Annotated in this window: 13 protein-coding genes and 3 pseudogenes; 10 read left to right on the top strand and 6 right to left on the bottom strand. The window is 57.8% G+C overall.

Annotation, left to right across the window (positions count from 1 at the left end; genetic code table 11):
* From FE811_RS22160 to FE811_RS22145, 4 genes and pseudogenes are all read left to right on the top strand, one after another.
* The coding region (locus FE811_RS22160) for an FIST C-terminal domain-containing protein (RefSeq protein ID WP_181180929.1) at positions 1-603 on the top strand (603 nt) is incomplete at its 5' end.
* Entirely contained in the window at positions 590-1,939 is a 1,350-nt protein-coding gene (locus tag FE811_RS22155) for a hybrid sensor histidine kinase/response regulator (protein WP_140848836.1), read from the top strand. The genes FE811_RS22160 and FE811_RS22155, both read left to right, overlap by 14 nt.
* A 73-nt stretch (positions 1,940-2,012) precedes the next feature.
* Positions 2,013-2,300: pseudogene (locus tag FE811_RS22150) on the top strand (transposase); the annotation flags it as partial.
* A 93-nt stretch (positions 2,301-2,393) separates the two neighbouring features.
* Positions 2,394-3,296, top strand: a pseudogene (locus FE811_RS22145) (IS1380 family transposase); the annotation flags it as partial.
* 119 nt (positions 3,297-3,415) lie between these two features.
* On the opposite strand, the gene mobQ reads toward FE811_RS22145, so the two are convergent.
* Entirely contained in the window at positions 3,416-4,753 is a 1,338-nt protein-coding gene (mobQ, locus tag FE811_RS22140) for a MobQ family relaxase (protein WP_140848834.1), read from the bottom strand.
* A 643-nt stretch (positions 4,754-5,396) separates the two neighbouring features.
* Between mobQ and FE811_RS22130 the strand changes: the two genes are divergently transcribed.
* From FE811_RS22130 to FE811_RS22115, 4 genes are all read left to right on the top strand, one after another.
* Positions 5,397-5,696: a mobilization protein gene (locus tag FE811_RS22130; RefSeq protein WP_140848832.1), complete on the top strand. Its 300-nt coding sequence runs from the start codon at positions 5,397-5,399 to the stop codon at positions 5,694-5,696.
* A gap of 11 nt (positions 5,697-5,707) precedes the next feature.
* On the top strand, positions 5,708-7,369 hold the full coding sequence (locus FE811_RS22125; RefSeq protein ID WP_255469815.1) for a type IV secretory system conjugative DNA transfer family protein: 1,662 nt from the start codon (positions 5,708-5,710) through the stop codon (positions 7,367-7,369).
* A gap of 18 nt (positions 7,370-7,387) precedes the next feature.
* The gene (locus tag FE811_RS22120; RefSeq protein ID WP_140848828.1) at positions 7,388-7,936 is read left to right on the top strand and encodes a hypothetical protein; all 549 of its coding nucleotides are present in this window, start codon (positions 7,388-7,390) and stop codon (positions 7,934-7,936) included.
* A 265-nt stretch (positions 7,937-8,201) separates the two neighbouring features.
* Complete coding sequence (locus FE811_RS22115) at positions 8,202-9,287, top strand: replication initiator protein A (protein ID WP_067291618.1); 1,086 nt, start codon at positions 8,202-8,204, stop codon at positions 9,285-9,287.
* 17 nt (positions 9,288-9,304) lie between these two features.
* Here FE811_RS22115 and FE811_RS22110 read toward each other — a convergent pair whose 3' ends face one another.
* The 5 genes from FE811_RS22110 to dcm all read right to left on the bottom strand — a co-directional run bounded on the left by FE811_RS22110 (position 9,305) and on the right by dcm (position 13,292).
* The gene (locus FE811_RS22110; protein WP_140848826.1) at positions 9,305-9,517 is read right to left on the bottom strand and encodes a plasmid partition protein ParG; all 213 of its coding nucleotides are present in this window, start codon (positions 9,515-9,517) and stop codon (positions 9,305-9,307) included.
* Positions 9,514-10,164: a ParA family partition ATPase gene (parA, locus tag FE811_RS22105; protein ID WP_067291623.1), complete on the bottom strand. Its 651-nt coding sequence runs from the start codon at positions 10,162-10,164 to the stop codon at positions 9,514-9,516. Before parA ends, FE811_RS22110 begins: the two co-directional genes overlap by 4 nt.
* A gap of 194 nt (positions 10,165-10,358) precedes the next feature.
* A complete protein-coding gene (locus FE811_RS22100) occupies positions 10,359-11,576 on the bottom strand; it encodes a type II restriction endonuclease (RefSeq protein WP_140848824.1) in 1,218 nt (405 codons plus the stop codon).
* Positions 11,554-11,988, bottom strand: a complete 435-nt coding sequence (locus tag FE811_RS22095) for a very short patch repair endonuclease (RefSeq protein ID WP_370362692.1) — start codon at positions 11,986-11,988, stop codon at positions 11,554-11,556. The genes FE811_RS22100 and FE811_RS22095 overlap by 23 nt, the downstream gene beginning before the upstream one ends.
* A 38-nt stretch (positions 11,989-12,026) precedes the next feature.
* The gene (dcm, locus tag FE811_RS22090) at positions 12,027-13,292 is read right to left on the bottom strand and encodes a DNA (cytosine-5-)-methyltransferase (RefSeq protein ID WP_140848820.1); all 1,266 of its coding nucleotides are present in this window, start codon (positions 13,290-13,292) and stop codon (positions 12,027-12,029) included.
* Between the two features lie 247 nt (positions 13,293-13,539).
* Here dcm and FE811_RS22085 point away from each other — a divergent pair, with 247 nt between their 5' ends.
* Together FE811_RS22085 and FE811_RS22080 are read left to right on the top strand one after the other, a co-directional pair.
* The gene (locus tag FE811_RS22085; protein ID WP_181180928.1) at positions 13,540-14,715 is read left to right on the top strand and encodes a hypothetical protein; all 1,176 of its coding nucleotides are present in this window, start codon (positions 13,540-13,542) and stop codon (positions 14,713-14,715) included.
* Positions 14,716-14,723: 8 nt separating this feature from the next.
* Positions 14,724-15,271 (top strand): annotated as a pseudogene (locus FE811_RS22080) (hypothetical protein); the annotation flags it as partial.

Here is a 15,271-nt window from a genome sequence, read left to right as displayed (position 1 = left end):
AGCGACTTACTTGGAGAATGTGGGTTTTCAGTTTTCAAGTCGGATAGTTTCGCCCCCACTGAGCACAAACTAGTTGTTACAAAGTCAGATCCGGATCGCCGCATTGTGTATGAGCTCAATGCCGTCCCAGCGGTGACGGAGTTTTCGAAAATTGTTGGAATTGAGCCGCATTCATTATCGCCACTATCGTTTGCGGCCCACCCTTTAGTGATACTTGTAGGAGGGGAGCACTATTGTCGATCAATACAAAAAGTTAACTCTGATAACTCTCTGTCGTTCTTCTGTGCCATCGACGATGGGGTCGTGCTAACTGTTGCTCAACCCGTCGGAATGGTAAGCTCAACCGAAAAGACATTCGATGATATTCGAAGTGAGATCGGAGAGATTGACGTCGTTCTCGGCTTTGATTGCGCTCTGCGAAGAGTGGAAGCTGAAAATCGTCAAGTCAAACATGTAATATCCAATATATATCGAGAAAATAAAGTTATTGGATTCAATACATTTGGGGAGCAATTCCAATCAATGCATCTGAACCAAACATTAACGGGTATTGCCTTTGGTATCGTGGGCGGAGACGAGAGCGAGCGAAATGGCTTTATCTGACATTGACAACATTGAGCAGCTACGTCGCATCAATGCGGCACTCATTCACCGAGTGGAGCAGACGATGGGTCAACACCATAATTCATTTTCGCTGTTTCAAACTGCGGTTGGGCTGGAAGGTCAAATTAGGCGCCGAACAGAACAACTAACAAATGCGCTTAGCCATCTCGAAAGGGCAAATGAGGAGCTCGTACGGCAAAAGGAGATATCTGAGAGGGCCAACCTTTCTAAAACGCGGTTTTTAGCTGCAGCTAGCCATGATGTGTTGCAGCCTCTGCACGCATCGAAGCTATTGCTTTCAGCGCTGGGAGAGATGCAATCCGACGTTCGCGCCAAGAATCTATTGGAGCAAACCGAACGCGCTTTGGACTCGATGCAGGAGGTTTTGCGTACGTTGCTGGACATTTCTCAGCTGGACGCCGGAGCCATAAAACCAATTATGGAACCATTAAATTTACGTGAGTTTATTTGCAATACAGTTGAAGAGTTTATACCAATTGCAAGGCGGTGCAATCTGATTATTAAAACCAAATCTCCAGATATCACCATCAATACGGATCAGGCAATGTTGCGAGGCATTCTCCGTAATTTGGTTTCAAACGCAATCCGTTATACCGAGAATGGTGGTGCTATAGTTGGAGTTAGGGTTAGATCGGGACGTGCGATGATAGAGGTTAGCGACACCGGCGTTGGAATTGCGGAGTGTCAGTTTGAAAAAATTTTTGAGGAATTCAATCGAGGAGAACAAAAAGATAGCCTGAATAGAGATCACGGGGCTGGTCTGGGTTTGGGGTTGGCAATTGTTTCACGCCTCGCGGACACAATGCATTATAATATATCTATTAAATCGAAACTGGGAAAGGGAAGTACTTTTAGGGTTTTAACTGGGCCGGTAGTTAATTGTTGCAGCTCCAAGCGCGTCGTCGCTTCGACCCGATTTTCGGTCCCACAAAGCAAACTTTCTGGTGGAAAGATATTACTTGTAGAAAACAACCCGCGCGTTCTATTAGCTATGTCAACACTTCTGAATAGCTGGAAATGCGACGTATTGGAGGCGCGTTCAATGACGGAAGTCGTAAAGAAGCTCTCGAGTTCGCCATGGCAACCAGACGTCATCATTGCGGACCAACACCTAGATCAAGACGAACTCGGTACAGAGTTGATTAATTTTATTCGCGATACATATAATTTAAACCTGCCTTCCATTATTGTTACGGCGGATCCTTCTGAGGAGATTTTTTTGGAATGCAAAAAAATGCGTGTAGAGCTAATGTTGAAACCCATCAAGCCGGCTCAGTTGCGGGCCCTTCTTTTTCATTTAATAGGCGCAGGATGAGCTGTCAGACTACAAAGTTCGTCTTGAACAACTCGCATGCATCTGGTTTTGCGTGAGAAACAGGCAATTATTCCGGCACCCGCTGCGTTTGATCCGTCGGATCGTCAACGACGCGCTGGCAAGCCTCGATGCCGAGTTCGATGCGCTCTACACCGATTTTGGCCGCCCCTCCATTGCACCAGAGCGCCTGATCCGCGCTGGCCTGCTGCAAATTCTGTTCTCGATCCGATCCGAGCGGCAACTGATGGAGCAGATGGACTACAATCTGCTGTTCCGGTGGTTCGTCGGGCTTGGCATGGACGACGCTGTCTGGGTCCCGACTGTGTTCACGAAGAACCGCGACCGACTGCTGACGACTGAACCCGCTTTCCCAGGTAATCCGCTGATTTCGCTGTCCCGAAAGTGATATTTCTTATACAAATCATGGCGTTGGTGTCTTCGAGGGGCGTGTTTCATGGATCACCCAGAGGGTGCGTACTTGCAGCGGGCAGATCGGGTGGTTTTCGACCCTCGCGTGCGGTTGGAATTTCACGGCACACAGCTCAGTTCGGACGGCGGTCTTCTGGTGATGCGTGAGCTTGATGACGCGCTCGGGTTGTCAGACCTCGCTTCCGGTGTCTTGCTCGACAGCCGCCGGGGCAAGAACACCGTCCATCGGCTTGACGGGCTGTTCCGGCAATCAGTTTATGGACGGTTGGCGGGGTATCAAGATGTCAACGATGCCGACCGACTGGCACGCGATCCCGTCATGCGCCAGGTTGTGGGCGGGCGTGCTGTCGATGCGCAGGCAGCCTCTGCCACGCAGATGGGGCGATTTGAAACCGGGATGCTGGCCATGATTGAGAATAGGGAGGCGCTGGCCGACCTGAACGGCCAATGGATCGACCGGTTTCACGACCGCAACGGGCTGAAGTACATCGTGCTGGACATGGACAGCTCGGTCAGCCCCACCCATGGCGATCAGGAAGGCACCGCCTGGAACGGCCATTTCGATTGCACCTGCTATCACCCGAACTTTTTGTTCAACCAGTTCGGCATGCTGGAACGCTGCGCTCTGCGGCCTGGCCACGTCCACAGCGCTGACGGCTGGTGGGACGTCCTCGACCCTGTCATCGCCCGCTACGCTGACCGCAATCTCGGAGGCCGCTTCTTCCGCGCCGACGCCGCCTATGCGAACCCCGCAATCTACGCTCGGCTGGAAGAGGCGGGCTATTTCTACGCCATCCGGCTGCCTGCCAACAACGTCCTGCGGGCGAAGATCGCGCACCGGCTGACGCGGCCCGCGGGGCGCCCCTCAAAGAGCAAGATGAAGCGTTTCTACGAGGATTTCCAGTATCAGGCCGCGTCATGGGGCAAATGCGATCAGGGTGCGTGAGTTCAAGACTGCAACTGGAGTTATATCATTCCTTGTCGGTATTGGGTTCTCACAGGCGAGCATTCCCATGAAGAACGGGGAAACAACGTCTCATCGCCTCGTCAGTGACTGAGGCCCGGATCGCGATCGATGTCCCGATCCTTCTCGACTTCCTTCTCCTGATCGCGCTCTTCCTCAATTTCCCGCTTTTTGCGCGGCTTATTCAGCACGTCCTTCAACCGCTCGTTGACAGACGGCTTGCGATCCTCGCGCGCGATGTCCTCGGAACGGTCCTGCCTTTGACGCTGGGCCGGGGTCCGCGACGGTCTTACAGCATCCTCGCCAAGGTCATTTTCGCTGAACCCGTCCAGCTTGTGAACCGCCGCTTGGCCATCCCGCCCGGCGTCCTTCTCCATGATCTCTTTCAGCCGCTCCCGCGCATAATTGCGACCTTCCGGCATGGGCGTATCGTCTTGGTCCCGTGACCGGCCCACGACGCGCGACAACCGCTCGCGGATATCGTCTGACGTACGCCCGTCGCGTTCTTTCGAGGTCGCGGCCCTGAGTGCGGCCAGACCGGCAGAGATGCGCCCCTGCCCGGCGTCACGCTCGGTCCCGTAAGTCTCCCGCGCGATATCCAGCCGCTCACGCATTTCGCGGAAAGCGGCGCGCGCCTGGCGGGCAGCATGGACCACGGCCCCGCGCTCAGTGACGGGGACGTATTCCCGGCCCTGACGCTCGGCCACAGCTTTCGCGCGCCGCTCCATGGAATTGGCCGCTGGCCCCAGCTTCAGCTCGGGGTCGCGGTCCAGCTCCTCGGCGGACAGCTTGTCGCCACGATCCAGCGCCGTCTCGCGCTGCTTCTCAAGCGACCGGTGATCGACGCGCTCGACTTCCCCGACACGCTCCAGCGCGCGGTTCTGCAACTCGGCCCAGAGGCCACGCATCTGCTCGATCTCGACGCCGCCGGTCTTCGCGGAATCGAGCACACGCGTTTTGGTGGTGAAGCCCCCGGCTTCCAGCTTGCGGGTGGAGGTCAGGACGTGGGCATGGTGGTTGCGCTGATCGCCCTCGCGGTGCGGCGCATGGATCGCAACCTCGACGGCCACGCCATAGCGGCTGACCAGCTCCTGGGCGAAGTCGCGGGTGATCTGCGAGCGGTCCTCGGCGCTGATCTCGGACGGCAGCGCCAGCTCCCATTCGCGGGCGGTGACGGAGTTGCGACGGGTCTCGCTGGCCTCGACCTCGTTCCAGAGGCGGGACCGGTCCTGCGCCCAATCCGGGGCATCCTTCGGGGTCAGGATGAAGGTCTCCTCGATGCCCTGCTTGCGGGTGTAATCGTGGACACGGCCTTCGCGCTGGCACTCGATGCGCTCCCCGACACGGTAGGCGGCGGCTGCCGTGGCAGAGCGCCCGGCGCTGCGTTTGATCGTCTTCACGGAGAGGTGGTAGCTGGCCATGTGCCCTCCCCTCGCCCGTGATGCGGACACGCCCGAGCGCCGCGGCTGACCCCGGCCCATGCCCGAACATGGACCACTGGGTCAGCCGTCTTTTCCCCGATGTACTGCGCCCCGTCCCGGCGCGGTCCGAGGGGAAAAGACAGCCCGCTTGAGGCGAGCCAACGGCTCTCCGACGCGCGGGCTTGCCAGTGATTTGCCCCCATATCCCCAGCCTCATGGGGGGCGGGATATGGGGACAGATCACTGGCGGTTTGCCGGGGGCAGACCCGGCGTGGATAGGCACCGCAAGGTCCGACGATCCACGCCCCCCGCAAGGGAGACGCCAGCGGCAGACCGGCCCCCACTGTGGGGCATCGGGCGAGACCCTGGCGCGACCTTACGGGACGCGATCCAACCGCCAAGGTTGGTCTGGGATGGTTTGGAAGGGGCGGCGCGCCCTTCCATGTCGCGGCGGCACGCAGCGAAGGGGATGGCCATCGGCCGGGGCTTTGCCCCAGAGAGATCGCACGCAAAGCTCGGAACCACAGGTGAAGAGTTTGCATAAGTGCGCCCTTGTCCTTTACAGGCCTACGGGTAAGCACTATCGGTTGATCTGGCAAGAACAACTTCAACCACAAGAATATTTGGTGGCGAGGGTAGAGATTTGGCAGAAACAGAACTTGAGCGCGCCGAGAAACGATATGCCCAAGCCAAGGCTCGGCTTCAGGCTTTGAAGAACCGGGAAGCCACCAGACAGCGCAAGTTGGATACCCGGCGCAAGGTAATCCTCGGCGGGGCGCTCATGGACCTGGCGGAACGAGATTCCGGGGCTGCTGCCATGCTCGATCGGCTGATCCGCAACCTGCCCCGTGAACAGGATCGCAAGGCTTTCGCGGACTGGGTGGCTCCTACCGGGTCGCCCTCCCCTCTCCCATCCAGCTCTGATCCGGAAACACCGTCCTGATGCGGAGCGTGATGCACGTCTTCGGGGGGCTGTTCCGGTTCTTCGGTCGGCTGATATTCACGCCCATCCTGTTGGGCTGGATGATCGGCGCTGTCCTATTCGGCGCGGTGATCGGGGCTCTTGTCGCCACGCCGTTCGTCTTCGCCTTCTTTGACCAGCCTCCCGGCGAGAGTGCATGGCAATGGCTGGTCTTCGGGCCGTTCATTTTTGTCGGTAGCGTCTTCGGGTTCCAATACTGGCGCATGGCCTCTGGCGCGGACGCCTTCTTCGGGTTGACCGGCGACAGCCACGGCTCCGCCCGCTTCGCCAACCGCAAGGAGCTGAAGAAACTCCAGGGCGAAGAGGGCCTTCTGATCGGGCGCAATCCACATACCGGGCGGCTGCTGCGCTATGACGGCCCGGCCCATCTGATCACGCTTGCCCCGACACGGGCCGGTAAAGGCGTCGGCACCGTGATCCCGAACCTGCTTGCGGCGGAACGCTCGGTCCTCGTCATCGACCCCAAGGGCGAGAATGCCCGGATCGCCGGGGAAGCGCGGCGGCGGTTCGGAACGGTCCATGTCCTCGATCCGTTTGAGGTCTCGGGGATGCCCTCTGCCGCCTACAACCCGCTCGACCGGCTGACACCGGACAGCCTCGACCTGGGCGAGGATGCGGCCTCTCTGACAGAAGCGCTGGTCATGGACCCCCCGGGACAGGTCACGGAAGCGCATTGGAACGAGGAGGCCAAAGCCATCCTCGGCGGGCTGATCATGTTCTGCGTCTGCCACGAGGACCGCGACCGCCGGTCTCTCGCCACCGTCCGGGAATACCTCACCCTGCCCCCGGAAAAGCTGCGCGCGCTGCTGGAGCTGATGCAGGACAGCGATGCGGCGGGCGGGCTGATCGCCCGCGCGGCCAACCGCTTCCTCGGCAAGGCGGATCGCGAAGCCGCCTCGGTGCTGTCTAACGCACAGCGCCACACGCACTTTCTGGACAGCCCGCGTATCGCCAGGGTTCTGTCGCGGTCGGATTTCCACTTCTCCGATCTGCGCCACCGGATCGCTTCGGTATTTCTGGTGCTGCCACCGAACCGCATGGACGCCTACAGCCGCTGGCTGCGGCTTCTGGTGTCTCAGGCCCTTCAGGACATTGCACGGGACGCTGAGGCGACCGTGAGGCCCCAGAGCGGCCCTTCAGACGCTCAGAAGGGCACACAGCGCCTCAAGACGCCCACGCTGTTCCTGCTGGACGAGTTTGCCGCCTTGGGTCGCCTGGAGGCCGTGGAGCGCGCCATGGGGCTGATGGCGGGCTATGGCCTCCAGCTCTGGCCCATCCTACAGGATATGAGCCAGCTCAAGGACCTCTACGGCGACCGCGCGGGCACCTTCATTGCCAATGCCGGGGTGCAGCAGGTCTTCGGGGTGAATGACTTCGAGACGGCCAAGTGGCTGAGCCAGATGATCGGCCAGGAAACTGCCGGGTTCCAGACCGACAGCTTCAAGCCCGGTGACGGCCCCAGCTTCAGCAACAACCTCACAGGCCGCGATCTGCTCACCCCTGATGAAATCATGCAGCTCCGCCCGGAGAACCAGCTCCTGCGTGTGCAGGGGCAAGCCACCGCCGTGGCCCAAAAGCTGCGCTACTACACCGATCCCGAGTTCAAGGGATTGTTCGTCCCGCAGGGCCAGTAATCCGAAGGATGTCTCCCGATGCCAGACCAACCCAACCTCCCTGCCCTCTCCGACGATGATCTGCGCGAAACGCTCGATCTCATGGCAACGGCTGTCGCCAGCATGTCCGACAGGATCGACGATCTGACCGCCGTGGCGGACAAGCAGATCAAGGTTGCGACGGAAGCGCGGATCGCGGCATTCGCCGCACGGGATCAAACCAACCCGAAAAAATACGGGGATCTTCTTGGCCAGACCCTCGATAGCCACCTCGGCGCAACCGCAGACGCGATGACCGAGATTGTCAGACGCCTTGGCGTCCAGACAGACAAGACCATCGGGGCCTTGGCTAAATCGGAAGATGACAGGTCCACAGCCTATCGAGCGGTGTTCGAACGGGAACAGAAAGCGGATCGCCTCAAAAGCCGCCTGCCCTGGTTTGGTCTGGGTGCATTGGTTGTAGCCCTGGTGCTGACGGTGACGCTTCCTCGCTTCTTGGCCAGCAACGCTTCCACATGTGCTGTCCTCGGGGCGTCCTGGACCACGACAACCACGGGTGTCGATGCGTGTGTGTTCTATCAGAGGTGACGAGAAATCCTGCGCTTGCGGTGCGCTTAGTTCAGCGAGCTGGGTGTTATATATGTGTTAGAGTCTGTGTTACGCGAATCGCGCGCCCATCTAGGTTATTGAAAAATATACTTTAATCTGGTCAATTTTGAGCTTCCGGTGGGTGATATTACGATAAAGAGTGTGTGATCTTACGAAAGGTGGTGTGTGATCTTACGAAAGTCTGCGTGGTGGGTGATACTACGAACCCCTTGCCTTGGTGTGTGAAATTACGAATAGTAGTGGCATGGTGGGTGAAATTACGAAACCGGATCGGACGCCTCTTCTCCCTTTGCGACACGCACAGGGAGATTTTTTCGTTTGCGATATCTTCGACGCAGCGCCTAAGGGCGACATGGCGTCGATGGCGCATCCAATCTTCACCCTCTCGACCAAGCCTGACACCAAAAAACGACGCTATGTGGCTACCGATGGAAAGAGCTACGTTGAAATCAGGCCCAACATGATCGGCCTCGCAACCGTCCACGACCGTGACGTGCTGATCTACTGTATTTCCCAAGTAATGGCGGCTCTGAATGACGGAAAACAGGTCCACAGAACCCTTCGGTTCAAGGCGTACGACCTACTTGTCGCGACAAACCGCCCAGTTGCAGGAACCGGTTACAGCGGTCTGAAAGCCGCGCTCGAACGTCTCCAAGGGACGCAGATCGAGACGAACATCACAACGGGCGGTGTTGAACAGATTGACGGCTTTAGCCTGATAGACCGCTATCGCATTGTTCGCGAAACCCGCGATGGCCGGATGCTCGATCTAGAAGTTACCCTTTCCGATTGGGTCTTTAACGCCATTGCCGGGGATGACGTTCTCACGCTCAATCGTCGCTACTTTCAGCTTCGTAAGCCTCTGGAACGCCGTCTGTATGAGCTGGCACGCAAGCAATGCGGGACGCAACCGGAATGGAAATGCGGTCTGGACAAGCTGAAGGACCGAACCGGCTCCACGTCTTCCGATAAGGAATTTCGGCGGCTCGTCAAAGCAATCTGTAAGGCTGACGGGGAACATAACCACATGCCGGACTATGCCTTCCGAATGGAAGCAGACATCCTCACGGTAACGCCCAAACCTGAATTTCTGGAGAACTATGCGCCCAAACCAGAACAGGACAGACTGACCGGCGGCTATGTCATGCCTCTCTCGCCTGATACACTGGAACGGGCGCGGGAACTGGCTCCGACATGGGACATCAAGGTTCTGGTCGGAGAGTGGCGGACCTACGCCGCCAGACAGAAAGAGCCACCGAGGAACCCGGACGCCGCGTTCCTCGGTTTCTGCAAGAGCTGGTTCAAGAAACGCGGTCGCAACGGCTGGTAGAGTAATTACTCAAACACTCATTTACTCAAGTACTCAGACCAAAGATCACGGGTGATGTCGGAGATTGACCGGCCCTCCTCGACCGCCTTAATCTTGATTTTGCGATAAAGTACCTCTTCGATCTCGGCATTCAGGCGCTTCTTCTTCTCAGTCGTCTCGGTGACTTCGTGCAGGATGCGTTTGCGGGCCTCGTCGCCACGGCTTGGACGTTTAGCGGAAAGGGCCATCACGCGACCTCCCGTGTCGCGGTAGTAAGCACTGCCAGTATCTCGTTGCTCAGCGCCGTGGTCTCCGCTCTCGCCTTCGCATTGTCGGCGTCGAATACGGTCAGCCCTTCCGATGCCGTCTGAGGATAGACTTGGCGTTGTGTTATGGTCGTCTCACAGACAGGCAAGGCGTAGTCGTCCAGTGCGGTTCGCACGTCACTGCCCAGCCGGGTTCCTTCCACGACGCGGGAGACCACAAACCCGGCACGCGGCGATCCATCCGTGACCTCTTGGCGAGCCTTGATGAAATCCACCAAGTCCGACGCGGCCCAAATGTCGTATGGCGATGGTTGAACGGGGATCAGAACGAAGTCGCTGACTTTGATGCAGGCGGCGATCATGTCTTCTAGTTTTGCCGCACCGTCGATTACCACGTAGTCGTAGTTTGCTGCCATACTGGTCAGCGTCTTGACGTTGTTGGGACGGTCCAGCGCGACTAGCTCGATGGGATTATCTTCACTCGCTGCATGCCAGTCACGCGCACTGCCTTGTGGATCGCTGTCCACCATCAGAACCGAGTATCCCAGCTCGTGCAGCGATCTGGCGAGATTGGTGCTGATGGTGGTCTTGCCGCTGCCACCTTTTGGATTCAGGACGGAAATTATGCTCATTGCTCTGCCTCATTTGTGTATTTACTCAAAGGTGTAACTGAGTATTTGAGGCGCGACAAGTTTGGTGTGAACTAATGCCCGGTATTCATCCGCAAGGAAGTGAGTGATGAGCAGGACACTCAGTTACTCAAAAATTCATTTGAGTAGAGCATCAGGCAGGGGGCGAAGCGCGAATGCTATGGGCGTTGCTATGGCTACCCCTGTCGCGTTCTGACCTCGCCGATAAAATCCCCTACAGACCAAAGCCAGCCGCGTTGTGCTTCGGTGTAGCTGCGGTGAACAGGGGCAGGGACCACGAGCTGAAGGCTGGATGCTTTCATCTGGTCCGTCTGAGGTTCTGAAATCCCCGGCTCCAGTGTCAGAAGGTGCTTGCGGCTGATCTTCTCGGCTTCAGCCAGAACCTGACGCCAACGATCCTTGCAGGTGGATTTGGCCCCCAGCATCGTCAGGCGGGAATCGCCCTCGACTGGAGCTGCCTGGTAGGTCTCCAGATCGGGGAACAGGAAATCCGGCTTGTGCTTGTGTTCCGTCACCGCGCCCCGGACATGCCGGATGTCATGCGCCCTGAGAACGGCTGCCAGATGGTTCTCCAGTGAATGCCCCATGCGGGATTTTCGCCGGTTCTGGACGCTCAGGGAAAAGCTGATGAAGCCGTCAACGTCCGTGCCTTTGTCATCCACGAACCCGGCCTCGATCCGCGAAGACACTACCTTGCGCTCCAACCGTCGGAATAGGGACTCCTCATGGTCCAGCCATGCGATCAAAGCCGCGTCCGGGTCGTCCTCGGCGCGCACCTCGGGCAGGGTGAGGCGGGCCAGATCGGAAAACTCGGCCGTCTTGGGGAAGGTCATGCCGAACTTCTCTATGATGCTGTCCAGCTTGTCGGCTTCCGGCTCCTCGAACTCGACACCAATCTCGTCCAGGATAAAGCGCGCGGCGAAGTCCAGCTCTGGCTCCGCGTCGGAAAATTCCCGCGACACGAACGATTTACCCTCTGGACGCAATCCGAACAGCCAGAAGAGTTGTTGCTCGCTGGTGGACCCTTCCGGGGCCACGATGAACCACAGGACGCCGCTCTGGTCCTTGGCGAGAAACAGGGTGTCGCCTTCGCTCATGGCCTCCGTGACAGGGTTCGAGGGGTAATAGAGCCGCCATTCGGCGGCACGGGGCTTGTTGATCCGCGCGTCGTAGTGGGTGGCCCAGCTCTCCTCGGTGAAGCCCTCCTGATCACCGCCTAGCCAGATATAGATCGCAGGGAACTTCTGCTGATGGGTCTCGCCCAGAAAGTCGTCCCGCATCATCTTCGTAGTTCCGACCTCATGCTGGTTGGACGTCTTAGGCTCGGCATCGACGGCGGACAGGCGTTTGACCCCGACACCTTCAAAATAGTCAGACAGTTGCCCGCGCTTCATCGCCTCTTACCTCCAGTATTTTTGTATCCGATTTCAACCACATGGCGCATTGATCGGCAACGCTGTCGAAGGGTAGGCGGGTCTTGCCCTTCAGGGCGCACTCCCAAACTACCCCGATGCGCCAGCCATTTTCGGCCAGCGTGTGATACTGCCTCCGGTCGCGCTCGATGTTCTTTGCGATCTTGTCGCGCCAGAAATCTTCGCGGCTCTTTGGCCAGCGGAACAGATGGCAATCGTGGCCGTGCCAGAAGCACCCGTGAACAAAGATGACTGCGCTCCTGCCTGTGAACACGAGATCGGGCTTGCCAGGCAGGTCCTTGCGGTGCAGTCGAAAGCGGAATCCGCGCCTGTGCAGCGCGGATCGGACTATCAGCTCGGGTTTGGTGTTCTTGCCCTTGACCGCCGCCATCATCCGGCTTCGTGTTGCGGGCGTGACGGTATCCGCAGGCATTACTCCGCCGCGATACCCGGTGCGGGCAGGGGGAGTTGAACCTGCACGGTTCGGGGGACTTCGCGACCGTCCAGTTCCATCGCGTCTAGGATGCGCGGCTGCATGAGCTGCGCAACGGCGCTGACGACAGGCACGACAACGGCGTTTCCGAACTGGCGATAGCCCTGCGTGTCCGACACGGGAATTTTCCAGTCTGTCCGTCCGGGCTTCTCGAACCCCATCAGGCGGGCGCACTCGCGGGGTGTCAGGCGGCGCGGTCGGTCGCCCTTCTGTGCAATAAGGATTTCGGAGCCGTCCTTGTAGTAGCGGGCGGACAGGGTGCGGGCCACGTCATCGGGGCCAAAGAGCGAAAACCCGAACCCGTTCCCGGCCTTTTGGTGCTTTTCCTTGTAGCCCTGAAGGTATTTCCACATGTGTTCGGTAAGCGTGTATTTCGGATCAACTGTTTTATCGAGGATCGAACCCAGCTTCGGGCCGTCGCCTTCCGGTACGGCAAGCTGATCGAAGTCAAACTCGATTCTGTGATCCTTGAACCCGACGATGAAGATGCGCTCGCGCTTCTGAGGCACCCACGGCGTCGAGCTGATGACGTTGTGGAATACCCTATAACCCAGCTCTTTTTCCAGCACGTGGATGATCGTGGCGAAGGTCTTGCCGCCGTCATGACGCTCAAGGTTCTTCACATTCTCAAGCAAGAAAGCAGGGGGCTTGTGGTGGGCGATGATCTTGGCCAAATCGTAGAAAAGCGTTCCCTGCGTATCGCACAGAAATCCATGCGGACGACCAAGGGCGTTCTTCTTGCTCACGCCCGCAATCGAGAACGGCTGGCACGGGAAACCTGCCAGAAGCACGTCATGGGCCGGAATTTTCTCCGGCGCGTCCGCGTAGGGGCGCACGTCCTCTGCAAAAACATGTTCGCTGTTGGCAGGCTCGGGGAAGTTGGCGTTGTAGGTCTCCCGGCTGAACCGATCCCATTCCGCTGTGAAAACGCACTGCCCGCCGATGGCCTCGAATGGAAGGCGCAGCCCCCCGATTCCGGCAAAGAGGTCAATGAACCTGAAACCTTCGGGCCGTACGCCTGTGCAACGCGCGTCGGCGGTCTGGCGCAGCTTCTCAAGGCGTAGCTGGTCGATCCGCTTGCCTTCGCCGTTGATATGACGCCGGACTGTCCGGGGGCTCACGTCCAGAAGCTCTGCCGCCGTGTCGATGTCGAGACCGGCCCGCTCTATCAATTCTGCAAATTCTGTCCGTGGATGCGCGTTCATGCGTCTGCCCCTGTTTCTGTGTCGGTTATTGACAACATGTCATAATTTGCCCCAGCGGATTTGGGAAGGGGGTTTCGAAAATTGTTCGCACTTTGTTCCTGTGCGTGTTAAGCAATCGTTCCGGATCGCGGAAGAATCTTCACAAATACTTGAACATCCAGATATAGTACACATCTCCTACCACACACCCCGATGTTGTTATCCTGCAAAGGTTGGCAACTATTCCCAGTAGCGAATTGAGTCAGCCATGTCAGCGAACGTAATTTTCTTTCCCGTTTCCAATGGTGACATGAGTCTCATCGAGCTGGACAACGACCAATGCATTCTCATCGACATCAACATCCGAGGTGCTGCGGATGATGAGGACGATGACAAACCCGATGTCGGATCACAGCTAAGAAAGCGCTTGGAAAATCGCGGGCGCGATGAACAGGGGCGTCTTTATGTCGATACCTTCTGTTTGACCCATCCTGATCAAGACCATGTTACGGGCCTGCAAAACCATTTTCATTTGGGGCCGCTCGATAATTGGTCCGAGGACGACGATAAAATTATCATTCGCGAAATGTGGTCTTCGCCAACGGTGTTCCGGCGTGCCAGCCGCGCCAACACGCTGTGCGACGATGCGAAGGCCTGGAACAAGGAAGCAAAACGGCGGGTACAGCGCTATCGCGAAGTAGGATTCACAGTTATGGACGGTGAGCGCATTATGATTCTGGGTGAAGATCGCGATGGGAAAACCGACGACATCCCCGGTATTGTCGCCAAGATCGATACCGAGATTTCGCAGTCAAACCGCGTCGGCGGTGGTGGTGGCTTCAGCGCCCGATTGCTTGGACCGCTTCCTGCGACCGACGATGAAGACCGTGAAACGCTGGTGAAAAACCGTTCGTCGGTGATACTCCGCTTCTCGCTCCACATCGGTGATGACCATGGAAAGTGTTTCCTCCTGACTGGTGGAGATGCCGAGGTCGAAATCTGGAAGCGCCTCTGGAATAAGCACAAAGACGATCATCTGGACTGGCTGGAGTATGATATACTTCAGACACCGCACCACTGCTCGTGGCGAAGCCTGAGTTTTGACAGTTGGAAAGAAAAGGGAAACGACGCCAAGGTTGACGAGGACGCCCGCTCCGCACTGTCGCAGGGGCGGGACGGATCAGTCATCGTGGCGAGCTCCAAGGCGATCAAAGCCGATGCTGACAACCCCCCACACCACCGGGCGAAAGAAGAGTACATCTCTATGGTTGGCGACGCCGAAACCCGTTTCTATTGCACCGACGAAGAGTGGGACAAGAGCGCGCAGCCGCTCGAATTCATTATTTCCGACACAGTGAAGAGACGGAGTGGGAAGGCGGCCGCCATCGCGACAAAAAGCCTTGGGATTGGAGCAACCGCCGCTCAGGCCCGGCCGCATGGGTAGGGTCAACAGTGCCGGGAAAAACAAGCGCTGAACTCGCAGAGGCGATTGTTCAAATACTGCTCATTCATCCTGAAGTTTGTGATGGGCGAGTCGTCTCTGATTCAAGTGGCGAACCTGAAATCCAGATTCTGGTGAATGTAGAGATGCCCTTGCCGATGAAGGCGAAGGGCCAGAGTCCGAACGGTGTAAAAACCAAGGAACCCGTAACGGCGAAACTGCCGAAGAATTATCCTTGGAAGTCCCCAAGATTTAATCTGCGCGATGATTTTCCCCGAAATCTTCCGCATCTCCAACCCATTGGCAAATCGTTCCCACCACAGCCCTGCCTGGTTGATGGCCATCAGGATGAGTTTTTCCGGCAGTTCGACCTACACGAAAATGGGTTGCTCCAACTCATCGACCAGCTAGTCGCGTGGCTTGAGAAAGCCGCGACTGGTCAACTCAACCATCCGGCACACGGTTGGGAGCCGATGTTAAGGGTAGGAGTATCGAGCTCGATTACGTTAGACGGACGATTTTGTCGTGATCTACCTGCATTCCCCAAGTGGCGTGTCGT

Source organism: Paracoccus sp. FO-3 (genome assembly GCF_006386455.1).
Taxonomy (GTDB): Bacteria; Pseudomonadota; Alphaproteobacteria; order Rhodobacterales; family Rhodobacteraceae; genus Paracoccus; species Paracoccus versutus.
The sequence above is the reverse complement of the archived record's forward strand: the minus strand, read 5'-3'. Positions and strand labels throughout refer to the sequence as shown.